At 66.9% G+C, this 18,709-nt stretch carries 21 protein-coding genes; 8 read left to right on the top strand and 13 right to left on the bottom strand.

Features of this window, described 5'->3' with window-relative positions; genetic code table 11:
• The first annotated feature begins 58 nt into the window (after positions 1 to 58).
• Together AC5P98_RS01940 and AC5P98_RS01945 are read left to right on the top strand one after the other, a co-directional pair.
• Positions 59 to 2,137 (top strand): alpha/beta hydrolase family protein, encoded by a 2,079-nt coding sequence (locus AC5P98_RS01940; RefSeq protein WP_049406417.1) that lies wholly within the window; start codon positions 59 to 61, stop codon positions 2,135 to 2,137.
• A gap of 140 nt (positions 2,138 to 2,277) precedes the next feature.
• A complete protein-coding gene (locus AC5P98_RS01945) occupies positions 2,278 to 3,522 on the top strand; it encodes a DUF819 family protein (RefSeq protein ID WP_032961385.1) in 1,245 nt (414 codons plus the stop codon).
• A gap of 71 nt (positions 3,523 to 3,593) precedes the next feature.
• Here AC5P98_RS01945 and AC5P98_RS01950 read toward each other — a convergent pair whose 3' ends face one another.
• From AC5P98_RS01950 to AC5P98_RS01970, 5 genes are read right to left on the bottom strand one after another with little or no spacing between them, the layout of a single operon-like run.
• The gene (locus AC5P98_RS01950; protein WP_014646351.1) at positions 3,594 to 4,073 is read right to left on the bottom strand and encodes a hypothetical protein; all 480 of its coding nucleotides are present in this window, start codon (positions 4,071 to 4,073) and stop codon (positions 3,594 to 3,596) included.
• Between the two features lie 46 nt (positions 4,074 to 4,119).
• Positions 4,120 to 4,380, bottom strand: coding sequence for a cell division topological specificity factor MinE (gene minE, locus AC5P98_RS01955; RefSeq protein ID WP_005408532.1), 261 nt, complete (start codon positions 4,378 to 4,380; stop codon positions 4,120 to 4,122).
• A gap of 2 nt (positions 4,381 to 4,382) precedes the next feature.
• Positions 4,383 to 5,192 carry a septum site-determining protein MinD gene (gene minD, locus AC5P98_RS01960; RefSeq protein WP_005415682.1) on the bottom strand — a complete coding sequence of 270 codons (810 nt, stop codon included), beginning with the start codon at positions 5,190 to 5,192 and terminating at the stop codon, positions 4,383 to 4,385.
• Between the two features lie 37 nt (positions 5,193 to 5,229).
• Entirely contained in the window at positions 5,230 to 6,075 is an 846-nt protein-coding gene (minC, locus tag AC5P98_RS01965; RefSeq protein ID WP_046429497.1) for a septum site-determining protein MinC, read from the bottom strand.
• Positions 6,021 to 6,617 (bottom strand): GNAT family N-acetyltransferase, encoded by a 597-nt coding sequence (locus tag AC5P98_RS01970; RefSeq protein ID WP_014036357.1) that lies wholly within the window; start codon positions 6,615 to 6,617, stop codon positions 6,021 to 6,023. The genes minC and AC5P98_RS01970 overlap by 55 nt, the downstream gene beginning before the upstream one ends.
• A gap of 150 nt (positions 6,618 to 6,767) precedes the next feature.
• On the opposite strand from AC5P98_RS01970, the gene AC5P98_RS01975 reads away from it, so the two are divergent.
• The 4 genes from AC5P98_RS01975 to AC5P98_RS01990 all read left to right on the top strand — a co-directional run bounded on the left by AC5P98_RS01975 (position 6,768) and on the right by AC5P98_RS01990 (position 10,389).
• On the top strand, positions 6,768 to 7,964 hold the full coding sequence (locus tag AC5P98_RS01975) for a sensor histidine kinase (RefSeq protein WP_032961359.1): 1,197 nt from the start codon (positions 6,768 to 6,770) through the stop codon (positions 7,962 to 7,964).
• A complete protein-coding gene (locus tag AC5P98_RS01980; RefSeq protein ID WP_006424175.1) occupies positions 7,964 to 8,605 on the top strand; it encodes a response regulator in 642 nt (213 codons plus the stop codon). Before AC5P98_RS01975 ends, AC5P98_RS01980 begins: the two co-directional genes overlap by 1 nt.
• Before the next feature lie 234 nt (positions 8,606 to 8,839).
• Positions 8,840 to 9,913 (top strand): polyketide cyclase, encoded by a 1,074-nt coding sequence (locus AC5P98_RS01985; protein WP_049406424.1) that lies wholly within the window; start codon positions 8,840 to 8,842, stop codon positions 9,911 to 9,913.
• Positions 9,914 to 10,017: 104 nt separating this feature from the next.
• Positions 10,018 to 10,389, top strand: a complete 372-nt coding sequence (locus tag AC5P98_RS01990) for a DUF423 domain-containing protein (protein WP_014646356.1) — start codon at positions 10,018 to 10,020, stop codon at positions 10,387 to 10,389.
• Between the two features lie 154 nt (positions 10,390 to 10,543).
• Here the strand turns inward: AC5P98_RS01990 and AC5P98_RS01995 are convergent, their stop codons facing one another.
• From AC5P98_RS01995 to AC5P98_RS02015, 5 genes are read right to left on the bottom strand one after another with little or no spacing between them, the layout of a single operon-like run.
• On the bottom strand, positions 10,544 to 11,353 hold the full coding sequence (locus tag AC5P98_RS01995) for a M15 family metallopeptidase (RefSeq protein ID WP_049406427.1): 810 nt from the start codon (positions 11,351 to 11,353) through the stop codon (positions 10,544 to 10,546).
• Between the two features lie 9 nt (positions 11,354 to 11,362).
• The gene (locus AC5P98_RS02000; RefSeq protein ID WP_014646358.1) at positions 11,363 to 11,956 is read right to left on the bottom strand and encodes a PH domain-containing protein; all 594 of its coding nucleotides are present in this window, start codon (positions 11,954 to 11,956) and stop codon (positions 11,363 to 11,365) included.
• A 3-nt stretch (positions 11,957 to 11,959) separates the two neighbouring features.
• The gene (locus AC5P98_RS02005; RefSeq protein ID WP_014646359.1) at positions 11,960 to 12,139 is read right to left on the bottom strand and encodes a DUF4177 domain-containing protein; all 180 of its coding nucleotides are present in this window, start codon (positions 12,137 to 12,139) and stop codon (positions 11,960 to 11,962) included.
• Positions 12,136 to 12,315, bottom strand: a complete 180-nt coding sequence (locus AC5P98_RS02010) for a type II toxin-antitoxin system antitoxin (protein WP_014646360.1) — start codon at positions 12,313 to 12,315, stop codon at positions 12,136 to 12,138. The genes AC5P98_RS02005 and AC5P98_RS02010 overlap by 4 nt, the downstream gene beginning before the upstream one ends.
• Before the next feature lie 45 nt (positions 12,316 to 12,360).
• Positions 12,361 to 13,242 carry an SPFH domain-containing protein gene (locus AC5P98_RS02015; protein ID WP_014646361.1) on the bottom strand — a complete coding sequence of 294 codons (882 nt, stop codon included), beginning with the start codon at positions 13,240 to 13,242 and terminating at the stop codon, positions 12,361 to 12,363.
• A gap of 137 nt (positions 13,243 to 13,379) precedes the next feature.
• On the opposite strand from AC5P98_RS02015, the gene purT reads away from it, so the two are divergent.
• Entirely contained in the window at positions 13,380 to 14,567 is a 1,188-nt protein-coding gene (gene purT, locus AC5P98_RS02020) for a formate-dependent phosphoribosylglycinamide formyltransferase (protein WP_014646362.1), read from the top strand.
• A gap of 83 nt (positions 14,568 to 14,650) precedes the next feature.
• Here the strand turns inward: purT and AC5P98_RS02025 are convergent, their stop codons facing one another.
• Together AC5P98_RS02025 and AC5P98_RS02030 are read right to left on the bottom strand one after the other, a co-directional pair.
• A complete protein-coding gene (locus AC5P98_RS02025) occupies positions 14,651 to 15,865 on the bottom strand; it encodes an endonuclease/exonuclease/phosphatase family protein (protein WP_032961376.1) in 1,215 nt (404 codons plus the stop codon).
• Between the two features lie 38 nt (positions 15,866 to 15,903).
• Positions 15,904 to 16,659, bottom strand: a complete 756-nt coding sequence (locus tag AC5P98_RS02030) for an arginyltransferase (RefSeq protein WP_046429513.1) — start codon at positions 16,657 to 16,659, stop codon at positions 15,904 to 15,906.
• 156 nt (positions 16,660 to 16,815) lie between these two features.
• Between AC5P98_RS02030 and AC5P98_RS02035 the strand changes: the two genes are divergently transcribed.
• Entirely contained in the window at positions 16,816 to 17,376 is a 561-nt protein-coding gene (locus AC5P98_RS02035) for an EF-hand domain-containing protein (protein WP_014646365.1), read from the top strand.
• Between the two features lie 52 nt (positions 17,377 to 17,428).
• Here the strand turns inward: AC5P98_RS02035 and AC5P98_RS02040 are convergent, their stop codons facing one another.
• Complete coding sequence (locus AC5P98_RS02040) at positions 17,429 to 18,646, bottom strand: RNA polymerase sigma factor (RefSeq protein ID WP_049404123.1); 1,218 nt, start codon at positions 18,644 to 18,646, stop codon at positions 17,429 to 17,431.
• Positions 18,647 to 18,709: the final 63 nt, after the last annotated feature.

Consider the following 18,709-nt stretch of genomic DNA (forward strand, 5'->3'; position numbering starts at 1 on the left):
TGGCAGCCCCGGCCGCACGGGCCTACCATCGGTTTTTTGCCGTCCTGCGGAGACCCCGATGAAACTGCGTCATGCCCTGCTGCCACTGAGCCTGCTGGCCGCCCTGCCCAGCGTCGCCGCTGCCCGTGGCCTGGAAGTCCGCGACATGGTGGCCATGGACCGCGTCTCCGCACCGGTACTGACCGCTGACGGCGGCACCGTGGTGTTCGCCAAGCGCAGCGTGGATGCCAACCTGAAGGCCTCCACCGCGCTGTTCGCGCGCAACCTGCGTACCCGCGATGCAGCGCCGCCGAAGCAGATCACCCCGGCCGGCTGGAACGTCAATTCCGCTTCGCTGTCGGCCGATGGCCAGACCGTGTATTTCCTCAGCGCCAGGAACGGCAGCCAGCAGTTGTACGCGCAGCCGGTCAGCGGCGGCGCCCCGCGCCAGCTGACCGACTTCCCGGTCGACGTGGACAGCTACCACGTGTCGCCGCAGGACGACCGCGTGCTGTTCAGCGCCGGCGTGTTCCAGGCCTGTGCCTCGGACCTGACCTGCACCGAGAAGAAGCTCAAGGACGTCGCCGGCGCCAAGGCCAGTGGAAAGGTCTTCGATTCGCTGTTCGTGCGCCACTGGGATACCTGGAACGATGGCCGCCGCAACACCCTGTTCGTGGCACCGCTGCCGGCAGCCAAGGCCGGTCCGGTCAAGGGCGCTTCCGCGCTGAGCGCCACCATCGACGGTGATGCCCCGTCCAAGCCGTTCGGCGGCAATGATGATTTCGCGTGGTCGCCGGATGGCGCCAGCGTGGTCGCCAGCATCCGCGTGGCCGGCAAGCAGGAGCCGTGGTCGACCAACTTCGACCTGTACCGCTTCGACGCGGCGGGCAAGCAGGCGCCGGTCAACCTGACCGCCTCCAACCCGGCCTGGGATGCCGGCCCGGTGTTCAGTGCCGACGGCAAGACCCTGTTCTACCGCGCGATGAAGCGCCCGGGCTTCGAGGCTGACCGCTTCGGCCTGATGGCGATGGACCTGGCCAGTGGCAAGACCCGAGAGATCGCCCCGCAGTGGGATCGTTCGGCTGGCGGCATCACCCTGTCCGCCGACGGCGCCAGCATCTACACCACGGCCGATGACCTCGGCGAACACCCGCTGTTCCAGATCGACGTGGCCAGCGGCAAGGCCACCAAGCTGATCGGCGACGGCAGCGTGACCTCGGTCGATGTGGCCGGCAACAGCGTGGCGATCACCCGCAACAGCCTGAAGAGCAACGACCAGGTGCTGGTCGGCCTGCTGCCGGCTGCGGGCGAGGCCATCGGCGAATTGCGCGCGCTGACCCCGGCCGCTGGTGAGGTGCTGAAGGACGTCAGCTTCGGCGACTACGAGCAGTTCGAGTTCAAGGGCTGGAACAACGACACCGTGCATGGCTACGTGGTCAAGCCGCACAACTACCAGGAAGGCAAGTCCTACCCGGTCGCGTTCCTGATCCACGGTGGCCCGCAGGGCAGCTTCGGCAATGGCTGGAGCTACCGCTGGAATCCGCAGACCTACGCGGGCCAGGGCTATGCGGTGGTGATGATCGACTTCCACGGCTCCACCGGCTACGGCCAGGCGTTCACCGATGCGATCAGCCAGCACTGGGGCGACCGCCCGCTGGAAGACCTGCAGAAGGGCTGGGATGCGGCGCTGAAGAAGTATTCCTTCCTCAATGGTGACAAGGCCTGTGCGCTGGGCGCCAGCTACGGCGGCTTCATGGTCAACTGGATTGCCGGCAACTGGAACGGCCCGTTCAAGTGCCTGGTCAACCATGACGGCGTGTTCGACCAGCGCATGATGGGCTACGCCACCGAAGAACTGTGGTTCACCGAGTGGGAGCAGGGCGGTACGCCGTACCAGAAGGCGGCGAACTACGAGAAGTTCAACCCGGTCAACCACGTGGCGGACTGGAAGAAGCCGATCCTGGTCATCCACGGCCAGCAGGACTTCCGCATCCCGGTCGAGCAGGGCCTGGCCGCGTTCACCGCTGCCCAGCGCCAGGGCATCGAATCGAAGTTCCTGTACTTCCCGGATGAAAACCACTGGGTGCTGAAGCCGAACAACAGCATCCTGTGGCATGACACCGTCAATGCCTGGCTGAAGCAGCACATCGGCAACTGATGGTTGCGGCGCCGCCCTCCGGGGCGGCGCTTCTGTTTCACCATCTGCTTTACCGGTGGGTGCCGACCGTTGGTCGGCACACCTTCCTGATCTGCCGCCACCAGCAGCCGGCCAGCGGCCGGCTCTACCAGAGCGCCTGCATGCCTTCGACTGCCCTGATCCAGAACGACATCGTCGTCTTCGGTTTGATCGCCGCCACTCTTGGCGCCGTGTTCTGGACCGCCTCGCGCGAGCAGGGCCTGTGGAAGCGCTTCTATACGTTCGTGCCAGCGCTGCTGCTGTGCTACCTGATTCCCGGCATCTACAACACCGTCGGCCTGATCGACGGCCAGAACACCAAGCTCTACAACCCGATCGCGCGCGACATCCTGTTGCCGGCGGCGCTGATCCTGCTGACCCTGGCAGTGGATATCAAGGGCATCCTGCGGCTCGGCCCGAAGCTGGTACTGATGTACCTGGGCGCCTCGGCCAGCATCATGCTCGGTGCGGTGGTGGCGTTCCTGGTGATGCGCGCGATCCATCCCGACACCGTGGCCGGCGATACCTGGGCCGGCATGGCGGCACTGGCCGGCAGCTGGATCGGTGGTGGTGCCAACATGCTGGCGATGCGCGAAGTGTTCGACGTCAACGCGACCACCTTTGGCCAGTTCGCGGTGGTCGATGTCGGTGTCGGTTACGTGTGGATGGCCGCGCTGATCTTCCTGGCAGGACGTGCAGCGAAGATCGATGCACGCAGTGGCGCTGATACCTCGGCCATCGATGAACTGAAGGAACGCATCGCGCGCTTCCAGGCCGAGCACGAACGCATTCCCAGCCTGACCGACCTGATGCTGATCGTGGCGGTGGCCTTCGGCGGCGTCGGCCTGTCGCATGCGATCGGTGCGCCGCTGGCGGCCTGGTTCAAGGCCAACGTCAGCTGGGCGTCGCAGTTCAGCCTGGACGCGCCGTTCGTGTGGGTGGTGGTGCTGTCGACCACGCTGGGCCTGAGCCTGAGTTTCACCCGCGCACGCAACCTGGAAGGGGCGGGTGCATCGCGGCTGGGTTCGTTGCTGCTGTACTTCCTGATCGCCTGCATCGGCATGCAGATGGACCTGCTGGCGCTGCTGGACCGCCCGTGGTTGTTCCTGCTTGGCCTGATCTGGATCGCCGTGCACATCGTGCTGCTGTGGTGCCTGGGCAAGCTGCTGAAGGTGCCGTTCTTCTATTTCGCCATCGGTTCGCAGTCGAACATCGGTGGCCCGGCCTCGGCGCCGGTGGTGGCGGCCGCGTTCCATCCGGCCCTGGCGCCGGTGGGCGTGCTGCTGGGCACGATGGGCTATGCCACCGGCACCTACCTGGCCTACATCGTCGGCATCACCCTGCGCGCGCTTGCCGGGCAGGGCTGATACGGCGACGGGGTGATGGGGTCAGATCCCTTTTGCGACGCAAAAGGGATCTGACCCCGGTTCCCGGTGAATCACGCCACCGGCAACCCGCGTTCGATCAACCATGCCTTCGCGTCTTCGGCGTCCTGCTCGAACCACGCTTTCGTAGATCCCAGCCGATACGTATACCCCCAGGCATCCATGTCGGCCATCAGCCGCTGGCTGCCGACGCCGGGCAGCTGCCCGGCCAGCACGATCTGCAGGTAGCAGGTCGCGTCTTCCTCGGCCACCGAGTCGGTGGCATCGGTATGCACCTGCGCCCGCCGCTCCGGCGGAAGTACGATCAGGTGGCAGGCCTCATGCAGCATCGAGTGCACGGGCGTGTCATCGCGCACGTAGACGTTGCTGGCGATGATGCCCGCCTCGGGCTCGCCCCAGTAGCTGCCGGGAATCGGCTCGCCGGCGGCCACGTGGTGCAGCCGCAGGCCATGCGCGGCGAGCAGGCACTGCGCATCGGCGAAGGCGATGTCGCCCACGCAGGTGATGTCCACGGCGGTTGTCGTATCGGTCATGCGGGTCAGGCAGCCCCGCCCATGCAGGCACGGGCGGGGCAGGGGATCAGGGTTTGTCCGGGCCTTCCGGCAGCGCCACGGAGATGTCCAGCACATCGTGCTGGCCATCCTTCACCAGGTCGACCTTCACCGCATCGACGTCGATGTTCACGTACTTCTTGATCACTTCCAGCAGCTCGCGCTGCAGCAGCGGCAGGTAGTCCGGGCCACCACGGTGGCTGCGTTCCTGCGCGATGATGATCTGCAGGCGGTTCTTGGCGGTTTCGGCGGTGGTCTTCTTCGCTTTGAGGAAATCAAACAGGCCCATGCTTACCCTCCGAACAGCTTGCTGAAGAAGCCCTTCTTCTCGACGTTGGTGAAGCGCATCGGGCGTTCTTCGCCGAGGATGCGCGCGACGGCGTCTTCATAGGCCTGGCCGGCAGCGGATTCGACATCCAGGATGACCGGCTCGCCCTTGTTGGAGGCGTTGAGCACGTCGCCCGATTCCGGAATCACGCCGATCGCCTTCAGGCCGAGGACTTCCTCGACGTCGGCGATGCTCAGCATCTCGCCGCTTTCCACGCGCAGCGGGGTGTAGCGCGTCAGCAGCAGGAAGGCCGGCACGTCCTGGCCGGATTCGGCCTTGTGGGTCTTCGAATCGAGCAGGCCGATGATGCGGTCGGAGTCGCGCACCGACGACACTTCCGGGTTCACCACCACCACCGCGCGGTCGGCGAAGTACATCGCCAGGAAGGCGCCCTTCTCGATGCCGGCCGGGGAGTCGCAGATGATGTAGTCGAAGCCGTCGGCGGCCAGGTCCTTCAGGACCTTGCCCACGCCTTCCTGGGTCAGTGCGTCCTTGTCGCGGGTCTGCGAGGCCGCCAGCACGTACAGGTTGTCGAAGCGCTTGTCCTTGATCAGGGCCTGCTTGAGGGTGGCTTCGCCGTGCACGACGTTGACGAAGTCGTACACCACGCGGCGTTCGCAGCCCATGATCAGGTCGAGGTTGCGCAGGCCGACGTCGAAGTCGATCACCGCCACCTTCTTGCCGCGCCGCGCCAGGCCGCAGGCCAGGCTCGCGCTGGAAGTGGTCTTGCCGACGCCGCCCTTGCCGGAGGTGACTACGATGATTTCAGCCAAAGGACTTCTCCTGGTTCTGCATGAGTTTGGTGCTGCGTCAGTCCAGCGCAGCGATCTTGATCTGGTCCTGTTCCAGCCACACCTGGACGGCCTTGCCGCGCAGGTTGTCCGGAACATCGTCCAGTACCTTGTAGTGGCCGGCAATGGCCACCAGTTCCGCATGGAAATCACGGCAGAAGATGCGTGCCGCGGTGTTGCCCTGGGCCCCTGCCAGCGCGCGGCCACGCAGGGTGCCGTAGATATGGATGCTGCCATCGGCGATGACCTCGGCGCCGGCGCCGACGGTGGCCATCACGGTCAGGTCGCAGTTTTCCGCGTACAGCTGCTGGCCCGAACGCACGTTGCCCAGCTGCATGCGGCCCGGCTGCGGTGCAGCGGCGTCGGCCACCTTGGCCACCGGCGTCGCCGGGGCAGGCTTCGGTTCGGCACGGGCTGCCCGGCGCGGTTCAGGTGCGGGCGGCGGCGGGGCCGGTTCGCCCTCGGCACGCTCGTACTGCGCGCGGAACTTGGCCAGCAGCGGCAGGCCGAGCTGCTGGGAGAGCAGGTCGACCGCGCTGGTGCCGTAGGCCAGCGCCACCGGCAGCACCCCGGCGCTGCGCAGGCCGTCGACCAGCGCCTGCGCGGTGGCCACGTCCGGCACCTGGCTCAGGCCGCCGAAGTCGAGGATCACCGCGGCGCGGCCGAACAGCTTCGGGGCGCGGGTCACGCGCTCGCGCATTTCCTGCACGAGACGTTCGACATCAAGGGTACGGATGCGCAGGTTCGCGATGCCCACCTGGCCGATCTTCAGTTCACCGGCCTGTTCGTAATCGAAATTCACCGCCACGCTCAGGTCCCCGTCGGCCGCTGTGCCTGCGCCGGCAGCTGCCGGGCGCGTGTCCATGCCACATCCGGCAGCTTGTCGCCGTAGGTCTCCTGGACCCATGGGTAGCTGCACAGTTCCTTGGCCAGCATGCTGGCGCGCACATCGACCTGCGGCATGGTGTTCTGGCCCAGCTCGCGGAAGCCGAAGCTGCCGTGGAAGAGCAGGGCGGCATCGGCGCCATGGTCGAGGAAGACTTCGCAGGTCATCTGCGGGTAGCGCAGCTCGGCGAAGCTCTGCGCGTCGGCGTAGAACGCACGCCCGACGCCACCGCCACGACGGCGGCTGGCGACCACGATGCGGTCGATATAGAAGAACGGGGTGTCCAGCTGCTGCTTGAACCAGGCGAAATTGCTGCTGTCGTGCTGGCTGTCGCTGCCGAAGCCGATCAGGAAGCCGGCCAGGTTGCCGTCGCGCTCGGCGACGCGGAAATACTCAGCGGTTTCATAGAACAGGCGCAGGCGGGCCGCATCCAGGGGAAGGATGGCCAGGCCAGCGTTGTTGTTCAAAGCCAGGACGGAATCGAGCTCGTGCTCGCGCACGTCGCGGATGACAATCGACATTGTGACTCCGTGGGGTAACGCGGTTGGTCCATCAAGGGACCCTGCGCACGATTATTGCATGCCCGGGGTGGGCTGCGGCATGAACAGGCGACCGGGCAGGCATGACTTCCGTGGGGTGCGGTGCGCAGGCGCGGCCCGTAGAGTGCTGGCATGTTGGGAGTCCTCAGCCATACCCGCGTCCTCCGCCTGGCCGGCCTGTTCACCTGGGTCATGGTCGGCCTGCCCCTGGCGTACTCGCAGTTCGAGAACCTGCACAGCCGCGGTGACATGGGCGGCTGGGCGATCCTGTTGTTCGTCGCCTACCTGTCCTTCGGCACGGCCTACTACTGGTTGACCCGCATCCTGCGCAGCGACAGCCACACCAGCTGGCTGGACCGCGGCCTGCTGCTGTTGCTGACGGTCTCGGCGCTGGGGGTCAGTTTCCTAAGCGGTTCGGGCCTGGGCAGCATCCTGATGATGGTGGCCGCCGGGGTCATTCCGTGGATGCTGTCGGTACGGCTGGGGGTGCTGTGGCTGCTGGTCAGCCAGCTGGCGGTGGCGCCGGTCTATTACCTGCTGCTGCGCTTCCCGCTGTTCGAAGCGGTGATGCAGTCGCTGCTGTACGGCGGCTTCTCCATGTTCATCTTCGTGACCAGCCTGGTTGCACGGCAGCAGACCGAGGCCCGCGACGAGCAGCGCCGGCTCAATTCGGAGCTGCGTGCCACCCGCGCCCTGCTGGCCGAGAGCGCGCGGGTCAACGAGCGCACCCGCATTTCGCGCGAGCTGCACGACCTGCTGGGCCACCAGCTGACTGCGCTGACCCTGAACCTGGAGGTCGCCGGCCACCTGGCCGAGGGCCAGGCGCTGGACCACGTGAAGCGCTCGCACGCGCTGGCCAAGCTGCTGCTGGGCAATGTGCGCGAGGTGGTCAGCCAGCTGCGCGAGACCGGCGCGATCGATCTGGCCGCGGCGCTGCGCCCGCTGACCGAGAACGTGCCCTCGCTGGATATCCAGCTGGAGATCGAGGATCCGTTGAACGTGGAAGACCCGCAGCGGGCCCACGTGCTGCTGCGCTGTACCCAGGAGATCATTACCAACGCGGTGCGCCACGCCGGCGCCCGCCACCTGTGGATCAAGGTGTACCGTGAAGCCCCCGACCGGGTGGTGGTGGAGGCCCGCGACGACGGCGTCGGCGCGGATATGGTCAATGTAGGCAATGGCTTGCGCGGCATGCGCGAGCGCCTGCAACAATGTGGTGGCCAGCTGCAGATCGAAACCCGTCCCGGAGAAGGCTTCCGGCTGCGGGCGACGGTGCCGGCAACGGTGCTGGTGGCGGCCCTTACCAAGGTTCCTGAAGGAGTGCGTTGATGATTCGCGTCTGCCTGGTCGACGACCAAACCCTGGTGCGGCAGGGAATCCGCTCCCTGCTGGCGCTCGACGACGGCATCGAGGTGGTGGCCGAGGCCGGCGACGGCCGGCAGGCGGTCGAGCTGATACCGCAGGTGCGCCCCGACGTGGTGCTGATGGACATGCGCATGCCGGTGATGTCCGGTCTGGAGGCACTGCAGGTGCTGTCGCGGCAGGAACAGCTGCCGCCGACCATCATCCTCACCACGTTCGACGATGACCAGCTGGTGCTGGCCGGGCTCAAGGCCGGTGCCAAGGGCTACCTGCTCAAGGATGTCACCCTGGCGCAGCTGGTCGGTGCCATCCGTACCGTGGCCGACGGCGGTTCGCTGGTGCAGCCGGCGGTGACCCAGCGCCTGCTGTCCGGCCTGGAGCACATGCGCAACGAGTTCGTCAGCCTGGACCGCCCGGACCCGCTGACCGACCGCGAGACCGAGATCCTGCGGCTGATGGCCAGTGGCTTCTCCAACAAGGAGATCGCCAATTCGCTGGGCGTGGCCGAAGGCACCATCAAGAACCACGTGTCCAACATCCTGTCCAAGCTGGGCGTGCGCGACCGTACGCGTGCCGTACTGAAGGCGTTCGAACTCCAGCTGGTCTGAAGAAAATCGTTCAAGTACAAAGACTTGGGTCGTAGTTACGGGTTCCTGCCAAGGTTGCCCCCTACTTGCCGGGTAGCGGTATGCGTTACCCTTCGAATTCTTTGTCCATACAAATACGCAGCCGGCAGGGAAACCGGTGCGCCAATCCCGATAAACAATGCCCGCGAAGCCTGCTAGGATTGGCGCTTCGCTTCAATCAACCCGGCCGTGGGATCGGCCCCGGAGACTCTCTGAATGACCCGTATTATCGAGTTCCTGATCGCCTTGGGGATCGTGGCTGGCCTGTTCGTCATCATTGGCGTATGTCTGCCGGGCGAGCGTCACATCACCGAAAGCATCGAGACCAACCGCAAGATGACGATCGTGTACGACACGGTCAGCAGCCTGCGCCGCTTCAAGGACTGGAACCCGCTGGTACTGCGCGATCCCGCCGTTGAACTGAAGCTGTCCGGCCCGGCCTCCGGTACCGGTGCCACCCTCGACTTCACCTCCAAGGAGCTGGGCACCGGTTCCTGGAAGATCACCGAAGCCGAAGAGAACAAGCGTGTTGTGATCGCCATCGAAGACGCCACCAAGGGTCACGACAAGGTCACCACCTTCAACCTGGAGCCGACCGGCAAGGGCGGTCGCAACGTCAAGATCACCCAGGACTACTCGGTGAAGTACGGCTTCGACCTGTTCGGCCGTTACGCCGGCCTGTATGTCAGCCGCCAGATCGGCGACGACATCAAGCTGGGCCTGTCGCGCATCGCCAACATGCTCGCAACCGTGCCGAACGTGGACTACCGCACGCCGGAAGCCCCGCTGACCGACCTGGCCATTGTTGAAGTGCCGGCCGAGAACCTGCTGGTGGTCAACGCCGGCAACGTGGACCGCGGTCAGGACACCATCACCAAGTCCATCAAGGACAACCAGGAGTGGATCAAGCGCGTGATGGAGGCCAATGGCCTTGAAGCCGCCGGCCCGTTCCGCATCATCACCACCGACTTCGGCCAGGAGAAGTACGCCTTCGACATCGCCCAGCCGGTGAAGAAGAAGGGTGCTGAAGGTGCTGCTGCCGACGAGCTGACCGTCAAGATCGACGGCGGCGCTCCGGTCAAGTACGTGCACGTTGCTCCGCACCGTTCGGCGCATGCGGCCTACACTGGCCACATGGCGGGTCTGGACGTGGCCCGCAACGGCCTGCGTGCCTGGGCCGTGACTTCGGGCAACGAAGTCATCGACCGCCCGTACGAAACCTGGAAGGACGGCATCGACAAGTCGTTCACTCCGGAAGCGACCTACGACATCTACTGGGCCGTCAAGTAAGCCCCGGCTGACCCATGTAGTGTTGGACACGAAAACGCGCCGCTCATTGCGGCGCGTTTTTTTTGATCCGGCGCCCGGCAAGGGGCGCTGCGCAAGGAGCCCCCATGTTCAATCTCGAACGTCGTGCACGTAAGCCGTCCCTGCTCGCCTGCCTGGGGGCGCTGCTGGCCGCCGCCTCGATCGGCCTGTCCGCCTACGCCTCGCATGGCGTGGCCGATCCGCTGGCGCAGCAGCACCTGAACATGGCGGCGCTGTACGCGTTCGCGCATGGTGCGGTACTGGTGGCACTCGGGCCGCGCGCGCACGGGGCGATCGCACACCTGGCGCTGTACGTGCTGCTGCTGGGTGTGCTGTTGTTTTCAGGCAGCCTGGTGGGCGGGGCGCTGTGGCAGTGGCCGACGCGGATGGCGCCGATCGGTGGCACCAGCATGATGGCCGGCTGGGTGGTGCTGGCGATCAATGCGTTGAGGCGGTGACGGCAATCCGGGTACAGCCGAGCATGGCTCGGCACTACATGGGGGCGTTGCGCGGCAGCTGCTGTAGAGCCGAGCCATGCTCGGCTTCGAGCGAAGCGGCCCGCTTTTGGCTTCGCTCTCTCGTTCCATTCCGCGTGCGGGCGCCACGAGGGGCTCAGCCGTTGGCCGGCCTCCAGCACCAGTGCCAGGGTTCGTAGACGATGCCGTGCGGGTTGTCGCGTGGGTAGCTCAGATGGAAGCCATGCCCGCCCGCATGCACCTGCAGCCAGGCGAACGCGTCGGTGGCTTCAAATGATTCCTCGGCCGGGGCATCGCCCGGTGTGCCGATGTCCAGCGCATGGCCGCTGTGGTGTTCGCTGAACCCCGGCGCTGCATTGACCTTCAGGATCTCCGTCACGCTCAACCCACGTGCCAGCTTCCGCTCGAAGATGCCCAGCTGGTAGGCATGGCTGCGGAAGCCGGAGATCGCGTCCAGCGCAATGCCATCCCGTGCCGCCTGCAGTCGCATCCGTCGCCAGCCCTGCGCGGCGCTACGGCGCAGCCATAGCGGCCGGCCGAAGCGGTCGCGGCCGGCAAAATGCAGCAGGCACGGTTCGGGCTCCAGCGGAAGGCCGCTGTCGTCGGCATAGCGCTGTGCATCCAGGCCCAGTTGCTGCAGGCGTTGCTGCAGCCCGGCCAGCGGCAGCCACTGTTCCTGCAGCGCAGCGCCGAACGGACGTGCCGCCGCTGCATCGAGCAGCGCCAGTGCGTCCTCGGCCCCGGGCTCGCGCGGCAGGCGTGGCACCAGCGAATGCACGCCATGCGTCGTTACCGCCGCCAGATAGCGGCCATCGCGCTTGCGTCGCAGCACCCACTGTGCCTGCGACAGCAGGCGGGCATCCAGGTTGCTTCGTGCGCGCAGCAGGTGGGCGGGCCACAGCTCGATGGCCTCGGTATTGATCAGCAGGGGGGCGCGTCGTTGCATCGCCGCAGCTTACCGCCGAGGCGCCGGTGCGGCCACCTTGCGCAGTGCGTCCAGCAGCACCTGCGGCCGCTCCAGGCTGAGCAGCAGCGTGCTGCCATCGCTGACCGGCAGGGCGAGAACGCGCGTGCGGTCGGTGACCAGCGCGAACCCCTTGCCGCCGCCCTGCAGGCGGAAGTGGCCGGAATAGAAGCCCGGCATCGCATAGCCATTGGTCTTGAAACGAATGCCATAGCGGCGGTCACGCTGCAGGTCGACCACCTCGGCCTGGTCCAGCCGCAGCTGTGCCACCGGAACGCGGCGGCGGTACATCGTCGAGCGCACGTCCAGCACGTCGTCGGCCAGTTCCACCCGGCGGCGGAAGAACGCCGCGCCCAACCCGATACCGAGCGCGGCGATCACCAGCAGGCTCCAGGCGGCACTGCCGCCCATCCGGAACCAGGGCGGCGACAGCGTTACTTCGATCCAGGGCGCCGTGGCCGGTGCCTTGTACAGCTGCGCATACAGGCAGGCCACGAAGGCGGCGAGCAGGGGCAGCACGATCCACAGCACGCGCAACGGCGAACTCTCGGCCACCTCGTACTGCTTTGGATCGCTGGCACCCATGGCTCAGGCCTCCTTCTTGAATACCAGCATCGCCGGGCGCATCGGTGCGGGGATGATGATGTTGACCAGCTCCCAGCCCAGTTGGCCCTGGCGGCTCAGTTCGCTCTGGATGTCCTCGGCCTTGAGCTGGCCCATCATGGACGTCTTGACCTCGATCGTCTGGTAGCTCCAGCGCTTGCTCATTCCTTGTCCCCCGAAGATGGCGTGGGTTTCGGCAGGCGTCCTGCCTTGCGCAGGGCGTCGCGCAGCACGTATTCGATCTGTGCGTTGAGGCTGCGCAGCTCGTCGTCAGCCCAGCGTTGCGCGGCGGCCAGGACGTCGGCATTGATGCGCAGCGGGTAGGCTTTCTTCTCACTCATGCAAGCTCCTGGCGGGGTGGTGGGGCACCCCGTTGCGAGGGTGGTTCAGTACAGCGAACCGGCGTTGACGATCGGCTGGGTACCGCGGTCCGAGCACAGCACGGTCAGCAGGTTGCTGACCATGTGCGCCTTGCGTTCTTCATCCAGCTGCACCACGCCGTTCTTCTGCAGTTCGGCCAGGGCCATTTCAACCATGCCCACCGCACCGGCCACGATGCGCGTGCGTGCGGCGATCACCGCGTTGGCCTGCTGACGCTGCAGCATCGCCTGGGCGATTTCGGCGGCGTAGGCCAAGTGGCTGATGCGTGCGTCGATCACCTGCACGCCGGCGTCGGCCAGGCGTTCGGCCAGCTCGTTCTTCAGGTGCTGGGAGATCTCGCTGGCATGGCTGCGCAGGGCCAGCTGGCCGTCTTCGTGCTGGTCGTAGGGATAGCTGGTGGCCATCGCACGCAGCGCAGATTCGGACTGGATGTGTACGAAGCTCTCGTAGTCGTCCACGTTGTAGACGGCCTCGGAGGCGTCGACCACCTGCCAGACGATCACCGCGGCGATCTCGATCGGGCTGCCGTCCAGCTCGTTGACCTTCAGCTTGCCGCTCTCGAAGTTGCGCACGCGCTGGCTGACCCGGCGCTTGGCAAAGAAGGGGTTGTTCCAGCGCAGGCCGTTGTCCTTCACCGTGCCCACGTACTTGCCGAACAGGCTAAGGACCGCCGCCTGGTTGGGCTGGATGGTGTACAGACCGGCCAGGATGAACACGCCCAGCGCCACCAGCAGGGCGCCCAGCAGCATCAGCAGCAGGCTGGGCGAGCCGGTGCTGGCCTTGGCTGCCACGCCCACCACGAACAGGGCGGCGCCGGCGAGGCCGACGAGCAGGGCGCCGACCAGCGTGCCGAGGCCGTTGAGGGAAGACAGCGACTTCTCTTTCATGGCGGTACGTCCTTGAGGGTTCAAATTGAAGATATCAAAGTGATATCACCTGTCCACTACCGTTCGTCGGATGCCATGGTCAGGGTGCCCGGCCAGCTAGAATGCCCTCCCGCCTTCACATCGCTGCTGGAACCGCCATGGCCAAGCTTGGAACGCCGTTGTCCCCCTCCGCCACCCGCGTGCTGCTGCTGGGCTCGGGCGAACTCGGCAAGGAGGTGGCCATCGAGCTGCAGCGGCTGGGCGTGGAGGTGATCGCCGCCGATCGCTATGCCGACGCCCCGGCCATGCAGGTCGCGCACCGCTCGCACGTGATCGACATGCTCGATGCGATGGCGCTGCGGGCGCTGATCGCCCAGGAGCAGCCGCACCTGGTGGTGCCGGAAATCGAGGCCATCCACACCGAGACCCTGGTCCAGCTGGAACAGGAGCAGGGCCTGCGGGTGATCCCGACCGCGCGCGCCGCACGCCTGACCATGGATCGCGAAGGCATCCGTCGCCTGGCCGCCGAAACCCTGGGCCTGCCGACCTCGCCGTACCGCTTCGTCGATACCGAGGCCGAATACCGTGCTGCCGTCGCCGCCATCGGCCTGCCGTGCGTTGTCAAGCCGGTGATGTCGTCCTCGGGCAAGGGCCAGAGCACCCTGCGCAGCGAGGCGGACATCGCCCCGGCCTGGGACTACGCGCAGACCGGTGGCCGCGCCGGTGCCGGTCGCTGCATCGTCGAAGGCTTCATCGATTTCGATTACGAGATCACCCTGCTGACCGTGCGCCATGCCGGTGGCACCTCGTTCTGTGCGCCGATCGGCCATCTGCAGAAGGATGGCGACTACCGCGAAAGCTGGCAGCCGCAGCCGATGTCGAGCGCGGCACTGGCGCGTGCCGAAGAGATTTCGCGCGCGATCACCGATGACCTCGGCGGCTGGGGCCTGTTCGGCGTGGAGCTGTTCGTGAAGGGCGACGAAGTGTGGTTCAGCGAAGTGTCGCCGCGCCCGCACGACACCGGCCTGGTGACGCTGGTATCGCAGGAGTTGAGCGAGTTCGCGCTGCATGCGCGCGCCATCCTCGGCCTGCCGATCCCGGTGATCCGCCAGAGCGGCCCGTCGGCGTCGTGCGCGCTGTTGGCACACGGCGAGGGCGTGCCGTACTTCAACAACGTCGCCGCTGCATTGCAGGTGCCGGATACTGCCGTACGCCTGTTCGGCAAGCCGAGCGTGCATGGCCATCGCCGCGTCGGTGTCACCCTGGCGCGCGCGGAAACCATCGACGAGGCGCGCGCCATCGCGCGAGATGCCGCCGACGCCATCGGCGTCGAACTGCGCCCGTAAAGCAAAAAGGGGACGGAGGGGATTAAGTCGTTTGTGCCACAAACGACTTAATCCCCTCCGTCCCCTTTTCAGGGCCGTCGACTCTACCGCACGTCCACCCACACCAGGTGGTGGTCGCTGCCGTCGGCGATCTTCGCTTCCGGGCTTTCATTGGCCGGCCAGAAGATGCCGCTGCCGACGTACTCGAAACCGGTCGAGGGCAGTACGTAGTCCAGGCGCATCGTGCCGGACTTCGGGCCGAAATCGCCGGTGGCATGGAACGGTGCGCCCTTGCGCTCGATGCCCTTGGCCGCATAGGCCAGGCTGGTCTGCTCGCCACCGACGCTGCGTGGGGTGGGGTAGCGCAGCACGCGGGCGTTCTCGATCAGTTCGACGATCGCCTCATGGCGGCCATCGCCATCGACCGGGTCGTTGTTGAGGTCGCCGAGGATCACGAAGCGCGCGTCCTGCGCCAGGCCGCCGCACTGACCCTTGTCGTCGCACAGCCATGGCTTGTCACCCTTGGACAGGTATTCCTGCCACAGGCGCAGTTCGTCATGGTTGCGCGCCGCGTTGCGCTTTTCCGGGCCGTCGAACACCGGCGGGGTCGGGTGCGACACCAGCGCGTGCACCACGCCGGCCGGGGTCTTCACCGGCACGTCCCAATGCGACTTCGACGACAGGCGCAGCTGCGACCACACATGGTCGTTGTAGAAGCTCTGGCCGGTACGTGGGTCGACCGGGCGGATCGCGCCGGGCATCGCGCTCCACTTCAGTAGCTGGAAGCTGCGCACCCTGGCTTCGTCGATCGGGTAGCGCGACAGCACCAGCATGCCGTACTGGCCCGGGTGCAGGCCGTAGCCCCAGGCATCGTTGCCGCGGCTGCGGCCTTCGCCACCGACCACACCGTTGTTGTCCAGGTCCAGGCCGCTGGGCACGCCGGTGTTGACCGGTGCCAGATAGCGGTAGGCGAAGTGCAGCGGCTTGCCGCCGCCGGGCTGGGCGACCTCCAGGTAGCGCTTCTGGAACAGGTCGGCGGCGCGATGGGCGTCGTCGAAGTCGAATTCGTTCAGCAGCACCAGGTCCGGGCGCACCTGCTGCAGCACCGCGGCGATCTTGCGCGCGTGTTCGCTGTCGCCTTCCAGCTCCTTGATCAGGCCACCGGCGTCATCGGAGTACAGCGAGGTGTTGTAGGTGGCCAGGCGCAGCGCAGCGGACGGCTTTTCGGTCATCGCAGGGGACGTGGCGAAGGCAGGGGCGGTGGCGCCGCAGAGCAGGGCCAGGGCGAGGATCAGGGGATGGCGGCGGGTCATGTTCATGGGCCGTATTGTGCACCCGGCCCGGTGTCAGCGGTTTGTCAGCGCCCGTCCAGATCCTTGTCGAAATCGTGCCAGCGGCGGCCATCGTAGGCTTCCAGCGGATGGAAGCGGCGCTTGTAGTCCATCTTCTGGTGGCCGCGGATCCAGTAGCCCAGATACACGTGCGGCAGGCCCTCGCGGCGCGCCCACTCGATCTGCTGCAGGATCGCGAAGGTGCCCAGCCCGCGCGCGGGGTGGTCCGGGTCGAAGAAGGTGTAGACCGCCGACAGGCCGTGCTCGGTGACGTCGGTCACCGCTACCCCCAGCAGCTGGCTGGGCTGGCCGTCGTGGCCGGGCAGGCGCATCTCCATGAAGCGGGTGTGCGACCAGCTGCCGATCAGGAACTGCTCGAACTCGTGCGGGCCGTGGTCGTCCATGCCGCCGTTGGCATGGCGGTGGGTGAGGTAGCGGTGGTACAGCGCGAACAGGTCATCGCGGGCGGTGGCGGCGGTGATCCGCACCTCCAGGTCGTCATTGCGGGTGGCACAGCGGCGCTGGCTGCGGTCCGGGGCGAAGCGGGCCACCGGGATGCGCACCGCCACGCAGGCCTGGCAGTGCGCGCAATGCGGCCGGTAGACCAGGTCGCCGCTGCGACGGAAGCCCCAGCTCAGTGCCAGTGGATAGAGTGCGCCGAGGCGGCGGTCGTTCGGGTCCAGCACCAGGTCGCGTGCCACCCGGTCCGACCAGTACCCGCAGGGGTGCTCGCCGGTCTGGAAAAGTCGCAGTTCGTCGTCTCTGTCGCCATGTATCGCCATGGGCACAGCATAGCCCCAGGTTGTCGCAGTGGCGGCGACTGTCCGCCGGATGAATGGAATCGGCAGTAGCGTCAACCGACGTCGCGCCCGGGCGTTGTTGTCCCCCGAGGGTGAAGTGATCACCCCGACGCTGTTCCCATCCCCAGGAGTGACCTCATGATCCGTACCCCCCTGCTGCTGGCCCTGCTGCTCGGCACCTCCGCATCCGGTATCGCGCTGGCGGCCGACACCCCGGCCACGCCGGCACCGCGCCCGGCCAAGCTGGACACCAACGGTGACGGCGTGATCGACCGCAGCGAGGCGGCCGCCAACCCGCGCCTGGCCGCGAAGTTCGACGAGCTGGACAAGAACAAGGACGGCAAGCTCTCGCGCGACGAGCTGCCGCGCTGGCAGCATGGCCGTCGTGGCCACGGCGGTGAGCGCTGGGCCGCGCTGGACGTCAACAAGGATGGCCGCATCAGCCGCGAGGAAGCCAAGGCCGATCCGCGCCTGGCCGCGCGCTTCGACCAGCTTGATCTGAACAAGGATGGCTACCTGGACAAGGCCGACCGCGAGCTGCGCATGAAGCAGCATCGTGATGCCTGGTTCGCCGCCGCCGACACCAACAAGGACGGCCAGCTGAGCAAGGCCGAGTTTGATGCGGCCAAGGGCCCGATGCATGGTGGCCCGCGCCATGGCGGTCCGCGCGACGGCGGCGCACCGAAGCCGCAGCGCTGAGGGTCAATGCAGTGAATGACGACAACGCCGGCGGCACTGCCGGCGTTGTCCGTTACAGGCGGCCGCTGCGCATCAGCGAGTACGCCACAAGCGCAATGACCATCAGGTTCATGGCGATGATGGCGGTGCGGCCGTACATCGATTCGAACTTCCAGTTGATGCCGGTTCGCCCGCGCCGCGCCGAATCGCGCGCGATCATCGGCGCCATCACCCGCTGCAGCGTCACCAGGCACTGGTAGTTGACCACGCCCAACCCGACCGCCAGCACCGTCAGCTGCGTCCAGACCGGTGCCTGCAGCACCACAGCCAGCAGGATCGCCAGGCACCAGAACATGCCGGTGGTGATGTTGAGGTAGAGGAAGCGGCGCACATCGGCCCGCTCTGCCGCAGTTTCGGTGTACGACATCAGGAAGCGCCCGCCGAGGTAGCTGCCGATCGCGCCACCCACCACGCCGCCGATCACCGCCCCCCAGCTTTCGGCCGGCAGCACATGCAGCTGGCCCAGGGTGGCGGTCAACGAGCCCATCGCGGTGCCTCCGGCAACGCTGGCGCCGCCGAGACCGAGCTTGCTGCCACCGACGCCGACGCCGGTGCCGATCAGGATCGCGGCACTGGCGGTGCCGGGTGCGGCCACCAGCACCATCGACACCACGGCGGTGGCGAATGCGGCGCTTGGTGCACTACTGCGCGCGAATTCGCCGAAGCGCTGCAGCAGGCCTTCGCGCACCAGGGCACGTGCACGCGACAGGCGCTTGCGCACGGCCGCATCGCTGAGCCCGAGCAGGTCGGCGACCTGTTGCGAGCGCTGTCCTTCGCGGTAGTACAGCAACAGGACTTCGCGGCTGTCGGCGGGCAGGGCGGAGATGATGTCCTCGGCGGCGATCTCCTCTTCCACCCGCTGCAGGCGATCGGCCGCACCTGGGGCCGGGTCGGCGGCCATGCCCATCGCCACCTCCGCGGCCTCGCCGGTCAGCGGCCGCCCACGCTGGGCGCGCAGCCAGTCGCGGGCCAGGTTGCGGGTGATCTGCCGCAGCCAGGGCAGGAAGCTGGTCGCGCTGCGCAGCTGGTGCAGCTGCTGCCAGCCCTTCACGAAGGCCTCCTGGGCGATGTCCTCGCTGGCCTGGCGGTCGCGGGTGATGGCCAGGGCGATGGCGGTGACCGTGTTCTGGCAGGCCAGCACGATGCGGCCGTAGGCATGCTGGCAACCGCTGGCGGCGGCGGGCAGTTCGCGTTCCAGGGTCTGGTCGATCGATGCGGCGAACGTCGTCATGGCGGCGGCTCTCCTGCTGGGATTGTGTCCCATGACGGAGCCGCGCGCCCAATGTGACCGACT

The organism is Stenotrophomonas sp. YJH_SMC_135, assembly GCF_059372355.1.